At 35.7% G+C, this 20,543-nt stretch carries 14 protein-coding genes; 3 read left to right on the top strand and 11 right to left on the bottom strand.

From position 1 onward, the window contains the following. Positions 1-54: 54 nt before the first annotated feature. The 4 genes from J5J03_RS08610 to J5J03_RS08595 form a co-directional block, all read right to left on the bottom strand. A complete protein-coding gene (locus tag J5J03_RS08610; RefSeq protein WP_208588667.1) occupies positions 55-1,539 on the bottom strand; it encodes an extracellular solute-binding protein in 1,485 nt (494 codons plus the stop codon). Between the two features lie 305 nt (positions 1,540-1,844). After that, positions 1,845-4,175 (bottom strand): helix-turn-helix domain-containing protein, encoded by a 2,331-nt coding sequence (locus J5J03_RS08605; protein WP_208588665.1) that lies wholly within the window; start codon positions 4,173-4,175, stop codon positions 1,845-1,847. Between the two features lie 204 nt (positions 4,176-4,379). Next, positions 4,380-5,963 carry an extracellular solute-binding protein gene (locus J5J03_RS08600; protein ID WP_208588663.1) on the bottom strand — a complete coding sequence of 528 codons (1,584 nt, stop codon included), beginning with the start codon at positions 5,961-5,963 and terminating at the stop codon, positions 4,380-4,382. 559 nt (positions 5,964-6,522) lie between these two features. Continuing rightward, a complete protein-coding gene (locus tag J5J03_RS08595; protein WP_208588662.1) occupies positions 6,523-7,518 on the bottom strand; it encodes an NADPH:quinone oxidoreductase family protein in 996 nt (331 codons plus the stop codon). A gap of 144 nt (positions 7,519-7,662) precedes the next feature. On the opposite strand from J5J03_RS08595, the gene J5J03_RS08590 reads away from it, so the two are divergent. Continuing rightward, entirely contained in the window at positions 7,663-8,106 is a 444-nt protein-coding gene (locus J5J03_RS08590; protein WP_208588659.1) for a YndM family protein, read from the top strand. A 148-nt stretch (positions 8,107-8,254) separates the two neighbouring features. On the opposite strand, the gene J5J03_RS08585 is transcribed toward J5J03_RS08590, so the two are convergent. The 7 genes from J5J03_RS08585 to J5J03_RS08555 all read right to left on the bottom strand — a co-directional run bounded on the left by J5J03_RS08585 (position 8,255) and on the right by J5J03_RS08555 (position 17,878). Beyond that, on the bottom strand, positions 8,255-9,202 hold the full coding sequence (locus J5J03_RS08585) for an IS30 family transposase (RefSeq protein ID WP_208588658.1): 948 nt from the start codon (positions 9,200-9,202) through the stop codon (positions 8,255-8,257). Positions 9,203-9,334: 132 nt separating this feature from the next. Continuing rightward, complete coding sequence (locus J5J03_RS08580) at positions 9,335-10,258, bottom strand: ArsR/SmtB family transcription factor (RefSeq protein WP_208588657.1); 924 nt, start codon at positions 10,256-10,258, stop codon at positions 9,335-9,337. Between the two features lie 275 nt (positions 10,259-10,533). Beyond that, the gene (locus J5J03_RS08575; protein ID WP_208588656.1) at positions 10,534-12,672 is read right to left on the bottom strand and encodes a family 43 glycosylhydrolase; all 2,139 of its coding nucleotides are present in this window, start codon (positions 12,670-12,672) and stop codon (positions 10,534-10,536) included. 260 nt (positions 12,673-12,932) lie between these two features. Beyond that, the gene (locus J5J03_RS08570) at positions 12,933-14,693 is read right to left on the bottom strand and encodes a glycoside hydrolase family 2 protein (protein ID WP_208588653.1); all 1,761 of its coding nucleotides are present in this window, start codon (positions 14,691-14,693) and stop codon (positions 12,933-12,935) included. Positions 14,694-14,708: 15 nt separating this feature from the next. Further along, complete coding sequence (locus J5J03_RS08565; RefSeq protein ID WP_208588644.1) at positions 14,709-15,599, bottom strand: carbohydrate ABC transporter permease; 891 nt, start codon at positions 15,597-15,599, stop codon at positions 14,709-14,711. Beyond that, entirely contained in the window at positions 15,600-16,475 is an 876-nt protein-coding gene (locus J5J03_RS08560) for a carbohydrate ABC transporter permease (protein WP_208588642.1), read from the bottom strand. 107 nt (positions 16,476-16,582) lie between these two features. Continuing rightward, positions 16,583-17,878, bottom strand: coding sequence for an extracellular solute-binding protein (locus J5J03_RS08555; protein WP_208588640.1), 1,296 nt, complete (start codon positions 17,876-17,878; stop codon positions 16,583-16,585). An 804-nt stretch (positions 17,879-18,682) separates the two neighbouring features. On the opposite strand from J5J03_RS08555, the gene J5J03_RS08550 reads away from it, so the two are divergent. Together J5J03_RS08550 and J5J03_RS08545 are read left to right on the top strand one after the other, a co-directional pair. Next, positions 18,683-19,651: an ATP-binding cassette domain-containing protein gene (locus J5J03_RS08550; RefSeq protein WP_208588638.1), complete on the top strand. Its 969-nt coding sequence runs from the start codon at positions 18,683-18,685 to the stop codon at positions 19,649-19,651. Beyond that, on the top strand, positions 19,644-20,453 hold the full coding sequence (locus J5J03_RS08545; RefSeq protein ID WP_208588633.1) for an ABC transporter permease: 810 nt from the start codon (positions 19,644-19,646) through the stop codon (positions 20,451-20,453). The genes J5J03_RS08550 and J5J03_RS08545 overlap by 8 nt, the downstream gene beginning before the upstream one ends. Positions 20,454-20,543: the final 90 nt, after the last annotated feature.

Here is a 20,543-nt window from a genome sequence, read left to right as displayed (position 1 = left end):
TTAAGAACCCTAATGATTCTTGAATGGTTAAAGCTAAGTGGAGAGCTTAGTTACTTACTCTGATCCATTAAATTCTTCAATAATGTCATCACCACCTTGAGATCTCCAATCCTCTACGACACTATCAAAGTCATCTTTATCTATTTGGTCTAACATATATTGATAGGTTGCATCTGTTATAATCTCCTGTAGCATAGAATTATCCTGTACAAATGTTTCAGAATACAATGGCTCGGTAGGATTATTAATTAAATAATCTTCATTTTCCTTTATCAATTCTTCTGACTTTGCTTTCACATCATAGTCGATTAAGGCTTCATGACTACCTCTGGTTTCTGGCTCACCGATTAACAATGCTGCATATGGTTTGACTTCTCGATCAAACACACCCGAATCTACTATCGTTTTTGCTAAACCGTCTACAACTTCATAATGTTCCCCCTCTATTCCCCAATTAGCCAAATTGGATACTTCAGGTGTCATCACCTTATCAAAAAAGGAAAGAATTTTTTTCAACTCATCTTCTGTTTCTACTGAGCTCTTAGGAAAAAGCATTAAGCTTCCATATCCAGGTAAAGACCACACACCATACTCTCCATCCGGCCCTTCTACATAGTTATGCACATCAAATTCCACATTAGGATCATTAGCGACCGCATCATTGTATAGATTTCCTACATCACCCATTGCACCTATATACATACCTGCTGATCCATTTGTTATGAATTCTCTCTGATCAGTTTTACTAGTTACCGGAAAGTCTTGATTGATATATCCGTTTACACGAAGTTCTTTAAAAAAGTCCATTGTTTGCATATATTCATCAAACATAAATTCTGGTAATAACTCCCCGTCTTTTTCTCCCCAGTAGTTTGGTGTACCAAACCAAGAAGAGACCGTTTTAAATGCACCATATATTAAGTCTCCTCTGTCAGCTAAACCAAACGTGTCATCTTTTCCATTTCCATCTGGGTCCTCCTCTGTAAAGGCTCGAGCCATTTCCATTATTTCATCGGTAGTTGTTGGTTTATCTAACCCAAGGTTATCTGCCCAATCTTTACGATAAATTAATCCTTGTCTAGATAAAGAAATTCCATTGTACAGACCATACACTTTCCCATTAATTTTTGTGTTTTCTATAATATCATCTTTTAATTTCTGTAAGTTTTCATATTCATCAAGGTATGGACCAATTTCCCAAAACTGACCATCTTCAATGGCATCACGATATTGGGTAAGTTCTTGAGAACCAACGTTAATGACATCTGGCAATGAATTAGTTGCAAAAGATGAATTCAAACGATCATAATAGTTAGAAGCTGGAATCCATTGAACATCTATTTCCACATTCGTTTTTGCTTCAATCTCCTTTAACACCTTTTCCTTTGGTACTTCCGGGGTGTGAAGCCCCGCAATTATAGAAAATGAAAATGCTTCGTCATCTCCGCTGCTGTCAGAAGTGTTATCACTACATGCTGAAATAATTAACAGGAGAGGTATCAAAAATACTCCTCCTAAATATCTCTTCCATCCTTTCAAGTCTATCACCCTCCAAAAATTATTTTATAATATTGCTTTGTACAACTTTCATGTTAAGAATGATTGATATCAATGTATATAATCATTTGTCTACGACTTTAAAACACGTTTAATAAAGCGTTTACACAATAGTTATGGAGGGGAATGATCATGAGTCAGCACTATATAACAAAATGATTATATTTTATATCTGATGATAGTTACAAATAGAAGTATTGACTTTATTATCAAGTGAGACTATGATCAGTGGGGCTCTTACAGACGTTTAGCACCGTGATAAAAAAACACAGAATTAGTTTTACTAGCTAAGTATTGGCCGTATTATTTTTCTTCGTTTCTTTTCTATATATGGCTCTATACCTCCCAGGTGTTACACCTTCCATCTTTTTGAAAGAACGGATAAAGTTCTGGGGATTATTATACTTTAGTTCTTCCGCAATATGCTTGACAGGCTTACATGTTGTTATCAGCCACTCTTTTGCTTTTTCCAAACGATAATGTAATAGGTATTCACTAAAGGTATATCCGGATTCTTTTTGAAAAATGCTACTTAAATATTTTGCATTATAATGTAATTCTGCAGCAACAGCATCAAGATAGATCTCTTTATTGTAATTTTCACGTATCATTCTCATAATTGTATCTGAAATTTTTCTATCTTTACTATCATTTTTATGTTTCAACTCTTCAATTAAAGGAAGCGTGATATCATATAGCACCCAATCCCTTATTTCCCTTAAGGAGCTTAAATGTTGATAATGTGTAATTTCCCTTGTGGAATCAAAGTGTTCTATCTGAACTCCAAGGAGTTCTTTTAATTCAAACAAATCATACAAAAATCTAGAAAGAATCACATCAAATTGGAAATCGTAAACATCATTTTGATCTATATATCCAAAGAAATCTATAACCAATTTGATGGTCTTTTCTTTATCAGTCATTTTTATAGCATCAAGAATTTGATGATTGATAGCAGCAGGGAATGGCACTAGATTAATAGGTTCTCGATTCAAATTATCATAGAATATAATGGAACCTGGCCCCATTTTTAATCGATATTTTAGTGCTTCATCACTTTCTCTATAGGCTTTTTTCGTTTCATGAAGATACTTGTAGCGCCTGCTAATACCTATGCTAATAGTTAATTGAAAGAGCTCGTTCACCTTTTTTTGTATTAACTCTGCTTTTTGATTGATAAACCTTGTATATTCTGCATCATTTAAATGATCTGTTAAAAGGATGGTTGATTGCGTATCATTCATGACAATAGGAGTAAATCTTTCATGCGGCGAAATAATATCTTCCATCAAATTATTTATAGCAAATAAAATTAACTCTTGGTCCATTTTATTAAATTTTTTATCTCCCATTTCTGCAAAATCAATTTTCAATGAAAATATCATTAACCATGTCCACTCTTTTTTATATTGCAATGATCGTAGTTTTGCAGGGATTTCATCCTCTTTTACCTTTCCTTGTATTAACCTTATCATAAACAATTGCTTTAATTGGGGCACAAAATTTTGTACGCGTTGTTCCAATTGATTATTTTTATTTAATAATTGCTCCAAATGCGTTTCAATAAGATCAAATTCGTCGTCTATTTCTTCTAGTGATTGTTCTCCTTGATTAGAGTGAACTATTCTTTTCAACTTTTTCACCGGTTTGTATAGATGTTTACTTCCTAAAATAGCAAAGAAGATCGAAATACTAAGTAATATCGACAAAACAAGTATCGTAATAATAGCAATAGAACTAGATTTTTTGTGTATTTCACTTAATTTGACAAAAGATAAATATGTCCAACCATTATAATTAGATTTTTCATAATTTATTTGGTAAGTAACTCCATTTAATTGGTACTCAAATTGTCCATCAGAATCATTATGATTGATCTCATCCAGTAAAGAATTTGGAATACGTTCACTCTCGTTAATTTGCGTATTCGAAGTATTCTGAGCGATAATTTGATTATTTTCATCTAGTATTAAGTATGAATCAGTTTCACTTCGCTGATCAATTATTTTTGTTAACTCACAAGTAGGAATAAGTACTCCTATAATTCCAGAAGGTTTACTTGTTAATATAGGTAATTTCTTTACAAGGTTAATATAATGAGAGCAACTTTTTTGGGAGGCATTTGGAATCTTTATTTCATCTGCTTCCTCTAGTATCCAATTTGTTTTTCCAGGAATTTGCATGTAACTTGTTCTTATATTTCCATAGGTACTGTCATTTAAATGGGTTAACCCGCTATTATTGATTAACCATTTTTTGTTAAAATTAATAAACACAACATCTTCAATACTTTTTTCTAATGTTTGGATATGGCTTAAGTCACGCTTTAAATTACGTAAATCATTATAAGATGTTGCATCCATATTAGTCCTTAGAATACTTGATGTTTGGGATGGACGCACAAAATAACTGGTAGATAAATCAATATACTGTAGGGCTTGTTCAATATTTGTTTTCACCTGATAAATATTTTGCTTTTTTTCATCATTAGAATAATTGATAATAGCTTTAGATGATTGCCAATAAGAAAGAGTACCAGTAATAATAACTGGTACTGTGCTTAAAATAATGAGAAGAGCAATCAGTTTATAATAATGATTATTGAAAATTTTACTCATAGGCATATATCCCCTTTTTCAAAATACCTTTATACATTGACCTAAGCGGACTAGTGAAGGTATTAACACATTTTGGATACCATTCATGTCACTATCGATTCTAAACTTCTACTAGCCCATTAACAGGCTAAGAGTTTTTTCAATTACTAATATCTATAGGTCCCATTTGCTTAGTTATAAAGATTATTCACCAGTTTCCAAGCTTCACTTTGGCGTTCTTCCGTTAATTACATCCCTTGATTCATTGAATTCTGCAATAATATCATTCCCACCTTCGTTCTTCCATCGTTCCACTGCATCATTAAAACCGTTTAAATCAATTTGACCTTGCATATATTGGTAGGTTGCATCATCAATTATTTGTTGCAATCTATCCCCATCTTTAACAAAAGTCTCAGAATCTAGAACAATTGTTGGATCATGGATTAAATAATCATTATTCTCACGAATTAAACGATCTGCCTTGACTTTCGGTTCATAATTTGCAACCAATTCGTGACGTCCATTTGTTTCAGGTTCCCCGATTTCTAAAGAAAGGTAAGGATGTACTTCTGAATCGATTTTGTGACGGTTTTCTTCTATAGGAAGAGCGCCACCATCAACCACTTCATAATGCTCTCCTTCTACTCCCCATATAAGAAGGTTAGCCACTTCTGGTGTCATTAACTTATCATAGAATGATAGAATGTTTCTTAAATCCTCTTCCGTTTCAACTGCAGCTTTAGGAAATAATATAACACTTCCGTACCCTGGAATTGCCCATACACCAAATTCACCATGTGGCCCTTCAATATGATTATGGACATCGTACTCTATATCCGGAATAATATCTTTTGCATCATTATACGTTCCCATTACATCTCCCATAGAACCTACGTACATACCTGCAGTGCCATTTTTAAATAAGGCTGATTGATCCGTCTTACTTGTTACGGCAAAATCTTGGTTCATATAACCATTTGAGTGCAGTTCTTTAATAAAATCCATAGTTTTAATATATTCATCAAACATGAATTCTGGTAGCAATTGGCCATCTTTTTCTCCCCAATTGTTAGGAGTTCCAAACCATGAGGATATTGTTTTAAATGCTCCATAAATTAAGTCATTACGGTCCGTTAACCCAAATGTATCATTTTCTCCACTTCCGTTTGGATCATCCTCTGTAAACGCTCTTGCCATTTCAAAAAACTCATCGGTAGTTGTTGGTGCTTCAAGGCCTAAGTTGTCTGCCCAATCTTTACGATAAATAAGTCCCTGTCGAGATAATGGTCTACCCTGATATAGTGAATATATCTTTCCATCGACTTTTGTATTATTAAGTATATCTGGATTTAATTTGCTCAAGTTCTCATATTCCTCGAGATAAGGTCCAATTTCCCAGAATTGCCCTTCTCGAATGGCCTCCTTATATTGATTAAACATATTAAAACCCATCGGCAAAACTTGAGGTAATGTGTTAGTCGCAAAAGCCGCATTTAATCTTTCTTCGTAGCTTGAGTCTGGAACCCACTGGATATTTAAGTTTGTGTTGGTTGCATCTTGAATTAGTTCTAATAAATATTCACTAGGAGTTTCAGGAGTGTGAAGATTAAACATTGCTTCAATTGTATAACGCTTCTCTTCTTCCACTTCATCATTTTGTTTGATATTTTCGTTTCCTGTATTACTGTCGTTATTATTTACGTCATTGTTTCCTTCACCACTTGTTGAGTCATTTTCAGTACATCCTACTAATAATACAAACATGAAAAGAGCAACTAAAACAAATAAAAATTTACTTGATTTCATCAAAAGTAATCCCTCCTGCTTTACTAATCTCTTGATAAATTCTAATAATGTAACAACCCCTCAAGATAACGCTTTCATTTTAGGAGATTTCTAACTAGCTAAATAAAAATGCTTTTCCTTCTTGCAATACCAAACTGATATCAGATATCGGCACCCTCCAAAATAATCGCTAGCTATTGCTTTATATAACTTTATATTAAGAATAATTGCGATCATTGTATATAATCATTATTCCACAACTTTAAAATATTGTATGACAACGTTTGAAAACTAATTTGATGAACTAATGATCACTAGTTCGGCTTTTTGTTACTTAATGATTATTTTCAATTCTCAATGATAATTATACTAATAGAAGGATATTAGACGGTACCGATATAGGAAAATGCTTTTATCAAGCACAATTTGGAAATGGTGTTTGCTCACAATATTTCTTTAGTTAACCGCCATTTCAATTATATAGACTTTATCACATCCTATATTTTCTTACTTTTAGGCGGCTCGATTACTTGTAAAAAGAAGGGTACCGGTCCACTTATCTGGTAACCTTCTATCGACATTATATTAATTTCACAAGCATTCTCCCTCTCACCTGTCCCTTCAATAAAGTCGGCAGAGCGTCTGGAAGTTCTTTTAAGCTAACTTCTTGCGACACAAACTCATCCAGATTAGCTGGTTTTACATCACTCGCTAAACGTTCCCATATTTTTACCCGTGTTTCCATCGGACAATAAACAGAATCAATCCCAAGCAAATTGACACCTCTTAAGATAAATGGAAAAACAGTAGCTGGCAGCTTTGTCCCAGCGGTTAACCCACTAACAGCAACCGAACCACCATATTGAACCTGACTTAAAAGAGATGCTAATGGCTCACCACCTACCGGATCAACTGCTGCAGCCCATTTTTGTTTTCCTAAAGCTCTTATTTTACCGTCATATACTTCTTTACGAGAAACGATTATATCCGCTCCAAGTTGACGCAAATAATCACGCTCAGATTCCTTTCCGGTGCTAGCTTCTACTTGATAACCGAGTAAAGAAAGAATGGCTATCGCAAAACTGCCAACACCACCAGTTGCACCTGTAACAAGCACCTTTCCTTTTTCTGGTGATAGCTTATTTTCTTCCAAACGTTCAACAGATAATGCCGCAGTAAAACCTGCTGTCCCGATAACCATGGCATCTTTCAAAGAAAGACCTTCTGGAAGTGGCACAATCCACTTGGATGGGATACGTGCATACTCACTGTATCCTCCATAATGGGAAACACCGATCTCATAGCTAGTCGCGATTACCTCGTCTCCCTCGTTAAACTGTGGATCATCTGATGAAACAACAACTCCTGCTAAATCAATACCAGGTACCATCGGATAATCGCTGACAACATTGCCGTTAGAAATCGTAGCGAGGCTGTCTTTATAGTTTATTCCGGAATAATGAACACGGATTAGCACTTCTCCTTCCGGCAAATCCTGAAAGGTTAGCTCTTTCATATTAACCGAAAATTCTTCGTCTTGTTTATTTACAACTAATGCTTGAAACTTTTCTGGCATTATTAGTCCTCCTTGACAAACATATGCAAAATTTATCCAAAGCATATCATTTGTTGTTCATGACATCAATTATGGAGGACCGTGATAATGTAATGAATATTTTTTTTGAAGAAATAAACAATATAAACGAAAGGAGGAATTACCATGAAACATATAAGTGCTTTGTTGATTAAGTTTATAGCTTCTCTAGTCCTACTATATCTTATCCTTGGATTAATGTATGGAATGACTTTCGGTGAGGTTTTTCTTTTAACTGCCGTGTTAGGAGTAGCTGCATATGTAATCGGGGACATATTGATATTGCCTAGAACAAATAATACACTAGCAACTGTAGCAGACTTTTTCATTGCATGGTTGATTATCTTTATGTTTGTCGATGGTATGGCAGTAACTGATAACATTTTTACAGCTACTACGATTGCAGCATTAGCTGTTGGTGTATTTGAAATATTCTTCCATCGCTATTTAGCTAATCAAATTTTACCCGATAATGACAAAGAGGCAATGGGCAGACCGTTACAATACCAAACTGAGATATCGGATGAGTTAGGAGAACAACCACCAGAAGATAAAAATTCCGATAAGTAATCTTCAAGCGTTTAATATAACATGAGGCAATAAAAATTATAACTGCACAACAATGGTAAGACTATTCTCTACCGATTGGGGTGCAGTTTGAAAATAAAAAGCTTTTCTGTAGGATTATCATCCTGAATCTTTTTCGCATGACCTTTTGTCAAATTAAGTGCAACAATTCTTCCTGAAACGCTTCGTGTGTAGTTTTCCAATTCAAGCATTTTCTTGGTCTATTGTTAATGAAAGATAGAGCTTCTTCTAACCCGTCATTGGAAACGTTGGCTAAATCCGTTTTCTTAGGGAAGAACTCTCTTAAAAGTCCATTTGCATTCTCGTTGCTGCCACGTTGCCAAGAAGAATAAGGATCTGCAAAATACACTTTGATGTCGGTATCTTGTTCAATAGTACGATAACAAGCGAACTCTTTGCCCCTGTCTACTGTGGCTGTTTGAAAGGCACCAGAGGATAATCGTTCATTTAGCGTTTTAATAGCTTGTTCCATAGAGGCAGCGGATCGGTTTGGCGTCTTTATCGCTAAGTACCATCTAGTTTTTCGTTCTACAAATGTGGCGAAACATCCCTTACTCTTTCCGCGGCTAGAGACAACACTATCTAGTTCCCAATGGCCAAAGGTGTTCCGTTTTCTAATTTCTTTGGGTCTTTTTCTAATAGGTGTCCCCACATTGAAACGTCCCCTTGTTTCTTGAGGTTTCTGACGCTTTCCTTTGTGACGGAGAACATGTAAATCTTGATTTACTAAAAGCCCTTGATAAATCCAACGATAGATCGTTTTGAAACTAATGGAACCTTGAAATAATCGTCCTACAATTTGTTCAGGAGACCAGGTAAAATGCAACTTTTCCTGAATGATTCCCGCTAGTTCTGAGGACCATTTACCGACACGGCCACAATTCAACCGACGTTCGTTATATTTCTCTTGAGCATATTCAGATTGATAGGATTCTTTTTGTGAATTACGCTTTAACTCTCTTGAAATGGTAGACGGTGAACGCTGAAGTTTTTCAGCGATGGCACGAATAGGTTTTCCTTGTCCATATAGTGTTTCTATACGTGCTCTTTCAAATGTGGTAAGATGATTGTAGCTCATAACAGACCTCCGTGTATGTGTTTGTGTGGTTACTTACATTTTACACGAAGTCGTTATGGGCTGTCTTATTTTAGCCACTTTTTTAGGTGTTGCACTTAATATTACAATTCGTCGCATAAAAAAGTTTAAATCTTATTGAAAAACCACTTTCAACTTAATATCTTGCGGATAATCTCCAAACTCCTTACCAAATATGTTAAATCCACCTTTGTGCAAGGCATTTTCTTTAATACCTACCCGAAAGGTCAAAAAGTTGTTTTCATATAAATTTAAATCATCGACCGTAACATTGCTAAATGGTATATCATCGATCATCGATTTATCTTCGGTAACCTTCCAGGTTTTCAATGTTCCATATTGAGTACTTGTACTTTCTGCCCAATATTTAGGATTTAACTTACCTGGTCTGTCACCAAAATCCCCTGGACTTGTCCAGGTACCAACATCTACATTATTTAGCCACACGGTGATATCTGAAGGCCAGTGATGATCGTGGTTTGGCGCCTCTGAACAGACCTCAAATGATATTTGAAGCTCTTTCACTTTTGCACTCGGCGGAATGGCAAGTGGAAATTTATACTCTAAATAACCTTTTCTCGTCCAAATAAGTTGTGCTTTTGATCTGACAGGATTATAAAAATTAACGGGGTCATCCTCTTGTATAATCAGCCCATCGTGATTAGCCATACCGCATGTGGGCGAAACACTAAAGTCCGTATATTGTCCAATTGGCATTTCTATTTCGTAGTTTTCATATTCACCTGCATAATTTTTAGAAGTATTTAATTTTATATGTACATCATCAAAATTTCTCGTGCAAACCTTCATTGCTCCCCTGCTGGCTGGTCGAAGTTCTGTCAATATTAGTCCTGCTTCTTCTAAAACTTTAATGTGGGAGGCTGCAGTTGACATCGGAATACCAATACTATCTGCCAATTGATTTATATTCATATTTTGTTTACTTAAAAGACTGATGATTTGTAACCTGACTTCTGAAGATAGCGCACGCGCAACCTTCCTTAATTTCTTCTGATCTTCAAGTGATAACTCGAGCAAAATCAGCTACCTCCTTACTTTCATTCTTATATTATAAATGAAAACCTTATAATATTACAATTTTTTTGGATTAAATGCTAAATCATCCTAATATTATTTTTTCTTTAGCTCTAATTACTGATTTATTGTTTTACTTTTCAAATAAGGATGCAATAAAGTAAGAAGAGATGAAGATAAGGAGATATATTCAGAGAGTTTATGCCTTCTAAGTTCTTTATTCAAATACCATCTAACCCATTACCTTAACAAAAGTAATAGCTTAGATGGCTAATAATTTATTGATTTAATTGCATATAATCTAAAGCTAATTCTCCCGAGTTATGTGCTAATTGAATCGTCTGCACTCCCGCTTCTAACTCTACCGGAATAGAAACAGTGTCCTGCTTATTACCTGTTGGAGGAAATTCTAGTTCACCAATTCTATGATTGTTTATTATTAATTCCTGTCTGCCAATCTCATTTGTCTCGTTGCTATAGATTAGATTTAAGTTATAGCTTTCTGATTCTTTCACGTTTATCCGATACTCCAGACTTTCATCGCTAGTAACATTAACTTTCTGTTTATTGGATGCAGAATACGTGCTGATAAGCGTTTCGTTACTTAAATTTGCATGTTCAGCTTCATATCTAAATTCTGGCTGACTTGGAACTAATTCAATGAAATCAAGTTCTGCAAATAAGGTTCCTTTTGTCAGTCTAATTTTATTTTCCGGACTGCCTAAGCTGATTTCTTTTTCAGCAAAATACCAGCTGTCCCAGCCATAATTATTATAAGTAACTTCACCAACTGAATTAGCATTAACGGAAATATGATGGGAGGATGGTTCGCCCATGCCATTCGCATACCTGATCTTCAATGTATAATCTCCCGCTGGAAGATCCACATCAAATTCTACAAAACTATCTTCAAAATCAATGTAGCCAACCTTTGCTCCATGGGAAGCAGATGTGTTGGATACTATTTGTGCACGATTCACCAAGGCATCCTCTGCTTCGAATTGATGACCTACTGGAAGTTTAGGGGTTAGCGTTCCAGCCTGTTCACCTGAAGGAACTTCTAATAATGTTCCAGTTGCTACAGGCTTACCAAAGTTCGGTGTACCGTCTTCATTCCAGGTGAACTTTTGCATTCTAACATTTCGATTCCAACCTGATCCCTGGAATTTGGCTGCATGGTAAATGATCCAGTCCTCTGTTCCATCTGGTGACTTAAAGAAACCATTATGTCCAGGACCATACACTCCAACGTCAGGGTTCTTTTCAAATACTGGTTTCGGACTCTTTTCCCATGCATCAGGATCAAGTGGATCGGATCCAGTAAAGGTTAACATTCCTAATTTATAATCGTCTGTCCAGCTTCCACTGGCAGAATAAATAAGAAACAGCTGGTCATTATCATTTCGTAAAAATTGCGGGCCTTCATTCACGTGCGGTTCGCCTATCTTTTCCCAATCATATTCTGGTCTGGATAACTCTACTCTCTCTCCGCTTATCGTCCATGGATTTTCCATTGGCGCCATATAAATATTCTGACGTACATTAATATCACCTTCCCAACCAGACCAAGCAAAGTAATACTTTTCATCTAATTCTAGAATTGTTCCATCAATTGCCCATTTGTCAGAAGGTGTTGTTATCTTACCGTAAGTAGTCCCGTCTGGATATGAATAGTCACTAAATGGATCAGACGTTTCTGACTCCAATACATACATGCGTTGTTTTTCCATGTCACCACCAGATGCGGCAAAGTAGATGTACCATTTTCCATCAATAAAATGAATTTCAGGAGCCCAAATGTGTGCGCTATTAGGAGCATCTTGTTCTGGTGTCCAAACAACTTGACTTTCTGCATCCTGTAAGCCTGTAATAGTCTTAGATTTCCAAATGGTTACGTTGTTCCCGGTTGTATTTGTATAATAATAATAGCCATCTGTATGTCTAACAATCCAAGGGTCTGCCCCATCACCTATCACTGGATTTTCAAATAGCTGTGCAGGTTCTTCTTCATAATAAAAGGTGATATGACCTATGTCTGGTTGTTGCCCACCTTTATTTTTCGGAGCATTTAATTCATTATCCATAGTATCCTCCCGATTATAGCTATATAGATTACCTGCGTTACCACCCTTAACAAATACATACTTGATGCCAATATCAGACTGCCAATCAAATGTTTTACTGTCATGAAAGTTGATCTTAATGCTTCCATCATGAAATAGCTCACTTTCATATGAGCCCTCATTTAATTCTAACTTGAATTGCTTTAATTCCTCTGGTAATTGCTCATTTCCAAGTCTGTCATTCCCAGCTATTTGGATAGGAACTGATGAAGCTTGAACACTAGAATCTTTACTTAAAACATGAAAAGATAGTACTAACACAGCAAGAAACAGTAAGACTACGATTTTTTTCAATAAAGCCACTCCTTTTCGTTGTGTTAAGTAATTTAGTTATTTTCATATTGTAATTTAAAAAATTCATCATCACCTTTTATTGAGGCGTAAAAATTCTCGGCTTTATATTGTTATTTAAACACTTGTTACTTTTGAGACAGGCTTATGTTAGATTTAAAACCAATTGATAAATTGAGACTATAATCAGTGGGGGCTTACAGACGTTTAACACCGTGATAAACAGGGATTGCTCTGTTGCTAAGAACAATCCCTCAGAAGTCTTAATCATTAATTTCTTTGATTTTTCCCAGTGCAATTTTGGGTGTTCGGTCTTCTTTTAATAAACCATTAATTTCTTGTTGAACATCTGTTATTTGTGTATAACAGTAACCCGATATATATGGAATTTCTTTGATAGCATCCGTAATACTCCGGTAGCGATTTAGAAATTGTTCCTCTGTTTCCACTTGATTACCATATCCCCAGCCGCTTCCTTCATTAAAAGCAATGCCACCGTATTCGGAAATGATAATTGGTTGCCCTTTGTACTCATAACCATTAGCAAAAGCATACTTATGATTATTATGAGGTATTTCATTATTTACTATGGCTTCTTTATCTTGATAGCGATTTAAAAATCTTTCGCCAAACTCCTCATAATCATGCAGAGTAATAATATCTGATATCGTATGTTCCCAACCATCATTGACAATAACAGGTCGTTCAGGATCAATTGATTTTGTTAAATAGTATATCGACTCTGTGAAAGCTTGTTCTTTTTTATTAGTTGCGATATTTGGTACTCCCCAGGATTCATTAAACGGCACCCATGTGATGATCGATGGATGATTATAATGTTGTTGCATAATGTCTAACCATTCTTGGGTAAAGTTCTCCACAGCTTGATCTGAATACTCATACGTTGCAGCCATCTCAGACCAAACCAATAACCCTTTACGATCACACCAATACAAAAAACGTTCATCTTCTAATTTTTGGTGTTTCCGCACACCGTTAAAACCCATTTCCAGTGTTTTCTCGATGTCTTCAATCATCGCTTCATCAGAAGGTGGTGTTAGCATCGTGTCTAGCCAATACCCTTGGTCTAATAAAAGCTTCTGATAGATTGGACGGTTGTTTAGCAGTACTTTACCATCTTTTATCGATACTTTTCGCATACCAAAATAAGAGTTAACCTCATCTAGTAACCGATCATTTTCATATAAACAATAGGTCACGTCATATAAATGGGGATGTTCAGGTGCCCAGTGCATAATCTTCCATTCATGTATTTCAGCTAATAGATCTACTTCAAAGTGCATCGTAGAACGGTTTGGTGTGAACGAAAATTGTTTCACTTTATTCCCTTCAAAACGAATCGTTGTTTCCACACTAAGCTGTTCATCAACACTTCCTGCTATCGAGTAATCAAAGGCTACTGAATTCGTATCGATATTCGGTGTAATCTTTACATGTTCGATATTTCTATTTTCAAGAAATTCCAACCAAACCGTTTGCCAAATCCCTGTTGTCTGTACATACCAACAACCGAAATTATCCTCTCTCCATCTTTGTTTCCCTCTCGGTTGATAACAGCTGTTGCTATCCTCCACTTTCACAATGAGTACATTCTTTGCGTTTGCTGTTACAGCATTAGTAATATCGAATGAAAATCCAGCATTTCCACCTGTATGACTGCCAATATATTCCCCATTTACCCATACTTTTGTTAGATAATCTGATGCTTGGAATCGTAGCATCACATTTTTACCAATTTGATCAACTGGTACCTCAAATGACCTTTGGTACCATACATAAGGGTGAAATTTTTCTTCTCCTATACCACTTGCTTTTGTTTCATACGTAAATGGAACTTGTATATCAGTTGTTTCAATCAAATTCTGATGCCATTGATCCTTTTCCCCTGTATTTTGGTCATCAAATGTGAACTTCCATGTTCCATTTAGGTTGAGCCAACTATCACGTTGAAATTGTGGGCGTGGGTATTCTGTTCTTTGATAAGTCATTATATTTTCTGTCATGTGAATTCTCCTTTGTTATCCTTTAATTCCTGTAAAACTTATTCCTTTTACAATTTGTTTTTCAAAAAGTAAGAATGCAATTATTACTGGTATAGATGCAATTGCATTTGCTGTCATTGGTTGTACATATGCTTGTGAATAGGTAGAATTAAATACTGGTAAACCTACTGGTAAAGTGTATAAGGTCTCAGACAGTATCGATAAATAGGGCCATAAAAAGTTATTCCATGAACCGATAAAAGTAAAGATACCTATCGCCGATAAGGCTGGTTTCGCTAATGGTAAAACTATCTTGTAAAATAGTTTAAAATAGGAACATCCATCGATAATGGCACTCTCTATTACTTCTTTTGGTACATTGTCAAAAAAACTTTTCAATATAATTACACCTAGTGGTGATGCTATCATCGGTAAGATTAAACCCGCATACGTATCTATTAATCCAAAACTTTTTGCAACCTCATAAAGCGGGATAATGGTTGCCTCTCCAGGAATCATTAACCCCAATAGAAAGAAAATAAAGATAAAATTTTTGAAGCGAAACTTCATTTGTGAAATAGCAAATGCTGCTAGTGATGTTATAATCAATGTTAAAACGGTCGTAATTACTGCTACAATTAAACTATTAAATAACCAACGAAAGATTAAACTACCAAACATAATATCTACATAGTTATAGAGTGTATACGGTGGCAAAAACCATTCTAATGGTTGTGTTGTTGAAAAACCATTCGGCTTAATCGAAACAAACAACATCCAAATGATAGGGGAAATAAAGATTAACGCTACGATAAATCCTAACGTTACCTTTAGTCCTAATTTAGGATCACGATTTCGTTGTAATACCGTACTTTTATTTTTCTTCACTCGGACAGCAGCCTCATTACTAAATTGTGGATCACTCATTTAGTTCTCCCCCGATCTTTGATTCTTTAATTGAATAATAGAGAGAATTAATAAAATAAAGAATAAAGCATAAGACATCGTTGCAGCATAACCTAGGTTATTTTGATTAAACCCGACTTCATAAATATATTGAATTAATGGTCTTGTTGCCCCGCCAGGTCCACCACCAGTAATTAATAGAATCTGCGCAAACACCTTATATGACGCCAGTATTTGTAACAGAAGAACTACGCGCCCAATTGGAATTAGCTGTGGTAATGTAATATACCTAAACATATCCCAGCGAGAAGCACCATCTATTTCACTAGCTTCATATAATGACTCAGGTATATCCTGTAATGCGGCAAGGAATAAAATCATATTGAAACCAACCGTCCACCATAAGGTAACGACAACAATGGTCACCCATGCTAGTCCTTGATCTGCCATCCACTTTGGCTCTGCATCAATGCCAATCATTTGAATGACATTGTTTACCAATCCATTATAGGGCTGAAGCATAAAAATCATCAGAAAAGAAATAACAGAAACAGATAAAATACTTGGTATAAAAAAGGAACCACGGAAAAATATTTTCAATTTCGTGTTTAGGTTAGATAATAGTGCTAGACCTAAAGCCAATAAAACCATCGTCGGTGTTGTCAATATTACAAAGAAAGTGGTGTTCCATAACGTTCGCCAAAAATGTTGATCTGTAAACATGTTTACATAATTTTCTAACCCGACAAACTCTATTTTTCGAACTAAAGTCCAATCATACAGGCTCATCTCTAAACCTTTAAAAATTGGAAATATCGTAAAGATCATATAAGCAACAAAGAATGGTAATAAAAAAGGAATCGCTTTTAAATCTTGGAGCCATTGTTTCTTTATCATAATTAGACCTCCTGTGATAAGGATGGAAAAAGAATAGAGTCTGATCCTAGTCATTCGATTATAAATTTCTAGGACCAGGCCGCTAAGCTATCTGTTAACTTTAATAATTATTCTGCTATTAGGTCTGTTACTTCCTGCTCTATCATAGCGAATACTTCTTCTGCAGTAGCATCTCCTGCCCAGTACGTGTCTAAATTACGTACAACAATATCCTGAATTCCACGTGCATGAACAGTACGGTCCACATATTTTACATAATCGGCAACTTCAGCGTACTCGCTGCGATACGGCATTTCCTTAAATTCATCTGATTCTAGAACGGTATCTTTAGACGGAATATGCCCAGCTCTAGCCCAATCAGCGCCATTATCCGTAGCAAATTTCATGAATTCAACGGCACCTTTTTGCGCTTCTTCATCTGCATCATCATAATATGGTAATACGAATGTATGAGAACTTGCCCAAGCCGCCTCTTGGCCAAACATATTCGGGAAAGGCATTGGTGTAAAGTTAAGGTCATCGGTTGTTTCCCAAATCCCTGTTGCCCAAACGCCAGTAGACATTACAGCAGCATTCCCGGATTGGAAATCACTGTAGAAATCAGCTAAATCTAGAGGTGTCACTTCATGTGTATGGTATAAGTCATAGAGATACTCCGCTGCTGCAATTGCTTTCTCGTGATCTAACGCATACGTTGGGTTATCCAAATCACCAGAAACTAAGTGTTCTCCTCCCATCTGGTTATATAACGCCCACCAGATTCGGTATGGATCTTCACCAGTTGATGAAAACGCAAAGGCCATTTTATCTTCTGGTAATGTTTCTTTAAGAGAAGTTAAGAACTCAACAAATCCTTCTGGTGTTTCTTCGAAGTTTGGTGTACCGTCATCATTGAGAAGACCAGCATCATCAACAAGATCATTGTTAATAAACATAATTTCTGGATGAGTATCAATTGGAACCGCATAATTATTTCCGTCATAGATAGTGACATCTAATACATTTTGGTTAAACTCATCCCAGTTAAGTCCTACATCTGCAGCATAATCATCAATATTGGTTACAAGTCCTTGGCTAACTAATTCAGGTAATACATGACTGTGAGCGATACCTAGATCCGGTCCTTTTCCCGATCCAACACTTGTCAGTAATTTTGTATAGTATTCGTCATACTCTTGCTGCACATTATTAACAAAATATGCTTCCTGACTTTCATTAAATTCCGTAACGATTTCATCCATGTACTCTGCATCACCACCACCAAACAAGTTCCACATAACCACTTCAGTAGCGCCTTTCGGAATTTCTACGCCATTTCCAGCTGACCCAGAATCATCGGAACATGCGGCCAATATCAAAGCAACAAAAACAACACCAATAAATGCACTAAACCCCTTCTTCATATTGACTCCTCCTTTTAGATACAAATAAAATGTTTAATTACAATTTTTTTGTAACTTTAAATATAGAATACGCTTACATTTTATAAAAGTCAATACTATTTCTGTTCAATTGGTTAACTTTTTTATATTTTTCTTTTAGTCATTTAGATAATAGAATTGGTTTAACCGAATTAATTTGTTATGTTAATTGCAAGAAACGACTAATCTCACTATTCTCGAAGCATATACAGCCTGATTCACTTAGGATCTTAGGGTATCTTTGATAGAAAATGATATTATGTATTAATACATATTTTTTGTATTAATTACTTTTTTCGACTTTAATCTGCAGTTTTCATAGAGAAATAATCCAAAAATAAAATTGTCTAGTAAAAGTAACACGCACTCTCACTAGACAGTTTATTATTTCTCTCGAAGTATTCTATTTTATTTTGAAATGGCAACTCCATCTGTATAGCTACCCTTGCTTTTTAAAATATATGTTTTGAATCACCTTTTCCTATCATATTTGCTTATAAACGTTGTGATATCAATCGTTATATGTTTTCCTCACAAGTAAAAAGAAACCTCTTAACAAGCATTAGGAGGTTTCATATCAAACACGATAATTCCTTTATATTATAATTCCGTACAAAATTTAATTAAGCTTTTGTATTATTATCTATTTTTCCATAAAATTCAATAAAGATCAATGAAGTCCTGCTAAAAAACTTTCCTCTTACACTTGTTTTCTTTACAATAAACAAACACTAATGTGCTATACTTTTATAAATATAATAATAAAAGAAAGGTGTGATGTGGTGAATGAGTACATATGCGGTAGAAGCAACCGATTTAGTGAAAATTTTTGGTAAGGAGCGTGCTGTCGATGGCATTAGTCTTCAAGTGCCAAAAGGTATTGTCTATGGATTTCTTGGCCCGAATGGCGCTGGAAAGACAACTACCATTCGAATGCTGGCAACCTTGTTGAAACCAAATGAAGGGCATGCCAAAGTGATGGGATATGATCTTACACAAGAAGCGGATAAAGTCAGACATTCTATCAGTCTAACCGGACAATTTGCTTCGGTTGATGAGGAACTGTCAGGTAGAGAAAATCTTATCTTTATCGGTAGATTAGTAGGTTATAGCAGAAAACAAGCAAAACAAAGAGCAGATGAATTATTGCAAGCCTTTCAGTTAGAAGATGCAGCAAAGCGCCAAGTAAAAAAATACTCAGGCGGAATGCGCAGACGTATCGACATTGCTGCAAGTATAGTTACCTCCCCAGAACTACTTTTCCTTGATGAACCTACCACAGGACTAGACCCACGAAGCAGAAATCAAGTATGGGATATCGTCAGAGCACTCGTTAAAAATGGAACCACCGTGTTTTTAACCACACAGTATTTAGAAGAAGCGGATCAATTAGCTGATTTAATCGGAGTAATCGATCGTGGAAAGCTGATTGCAGAGGGTACAAGTAAAGAATTAAAAGCCTCCATTGGTGCCGGTAGCCTCACCGTTCACTTTGATGATCTCGATGAATTGAAAAAAGCACAGAACATTTTTGTTTCGCGATTTGAACAGCAACCTGACATTAACGAACAAGATATATCCTTAACCATTATGATCAAGGAGCATGCAAAAGCCGCAAAAGCAATTGGTGAATTAGCGAATACTAATGTACAAATCAAAGACTTTTCGATGAGTCAGCCAAGTCTTGATGAAGTGTTTCTAACTTTAACCGGTAATGTGCCAGATCATGAAGGAGGTGACTCCTCAAATGAATAAACCATCTACAATTGAAGAAGTATTAACAAATCGAACCCGGCCAAAAAGTCCAACAGCGATCCAAGCGTCTGCTACTTTCGCATGGCGAGCCTTATTACGGATTCGTTATGTTCCTGAACAGCTTTTTGACGTGACGATCTTTCCAATTATCTTTTTATTAATGTTTACTTATTTGTTTGGCGGAGCGATTTCCGGTTCTACAGGGGAATATTTAAATTTCGTTTTGCCAGGTATTTTAGTAATGACGGTTTCTATGATCACGATGTATACTGGCCTAGATTTGAATAAGGATATCGAAAAAGGCGTATTTGATCGTTTCCGTTCTCTACCTATATGGCAACCCTCTGTATTAGTTGGTGCTTTACTTGTTGACACACTAAGATACTTAATTGCCTCGACTATCATGGTAACACTAGGATATATACTAGGATTTAGGCCAGAAGCTGGTTTTAGTGGTGTCATCATGGGAGTTGCTATTCTTCTCTTGTTCTCCTTTAGTTTATCATGGATCTGGACAATGCTCGGGATTATCGTTCGTTCTGAAAAAGCATTAATGGGAATTAGTATGATGTTTTTATTTCCACTCACCTTTTTAAGTAGTGTATTTGTAGACCCTTCGACAATGCCAAACTGGTTACAGAGGTTTGTAGATATTAACCCAATAACGTTTGTAGTTGATGCGGTTCGTACACTTATCCATGGTACTGAGGCAAATGGAGATGTCATGATCGTCATCTATATATCGATTGCATTAATTGTGATATTTGGCCCTTTAACGATGTACTTTTTTAAAAACAAATAAAGCAGATGTAGTTGGACTAAATATAATAGTATTGGAGATAGAATGATGTATAGATTAATTTTTTCCTGCATAACCATGTAACAGAAGAAG

Origin of the sequence: Gracilibacillus suaedae, from assembly GCF_017599345.1 — a bacterium.
GTDB classification, from domain to species: Bacteria; Bacillota; Bacilli; order Bacillales; family Amphibacillaceae; genus Gracilibacillus; species Gracilibacillus suaedae.
This window is presented reverse-complemented; position numbering and strand designations above follow the sequence as displayed.

What these genes read in the sequence shown, in the direction of transcription:
- J5J03_RS08585 (WP_208588658.1), bottom strand. Translation starts at nt 9,202, where the DNA reads ATGAGCTACAATCATCTTACCACATTTGAAAGAGCACGTATAGAAACA.
- J5J03_RS08555 (WP_208588640.1), bottom strand. Translation starts at nt 17,878, where the DNA reads ATGAAGAAGGGGTTTAGTGCATTTATTGGTGTTGTTTTTGTTGCTTTG.
- J5J03_RS08545 (WP_208588633.1), top strand. Translation starts at nt 19,644, where the DNA reads ATGAATAAACCATCTACAATTGAAGAAGTATTAACAAATCGAACCCGG.
- J5J03_RS08570 (WP_208588653.1), bottom strand. Translation starts at nt 14,693, where the DNA reads ATGACAGAAAATATAATGACTTATCAAAGAACAGAATACCCACGCCCA.
- J5J03_RS08550 (WP_208588638.1), top strand. Translation starts at nt 18,683, where the DNA reads ATGAGTACATATGCGGTAGAAGCAACCGATTTAGTGAAAATTTTTGGT.
- J5J03_RS08605 (WP_208588665.1), bottom strand. Translation starts at nt 4,175, where the DNA reads ATGAGTAAAATTTTCAATAATCATTATTATAAACTGATTGCTCTTCTC.
- J5J03_RS08590 (WP_208588659.1), top strand. Translation starts at nt 7,663, where the DNA reads ATGAAACATATAAGTGCTTTGTTGATTAAGTTTATAGCTTCTCTAGTC.
- J5J03_RS08595 (WP_208588662.1), bottom strand. Translation starts at nt 7,518, where the DNA reads ATGCCAGAAAAGTTTCAAGCATTAGTTGTAAATAAACAAGACGAAGAA.
- J5J03_RS08565 (WP_208588644.1), bottom strand. Translation starts at nt 15,599, where the DNA reads ATGAGTGATCCACAATTTAGTAATGAGGCTGCTGTCCGAGTGAAGAAA.
- J5J03_RS08560 (WP_208588642.1), bottom strand. Translation starts at nt 16,475, where the DNA reads ATGATAAAGAAACAATGGCTCCAAGATTTAAAAGCGATTCCTTTTTTA.
- J5J03_RS08600 (WP_208588663.1), bottom strand. Translation starts at nt 5,963, where the DNA reads ATGAAATCAAGTAAATTTTTATTTGTTTTAGTTGCTCTTTTCATGTTT.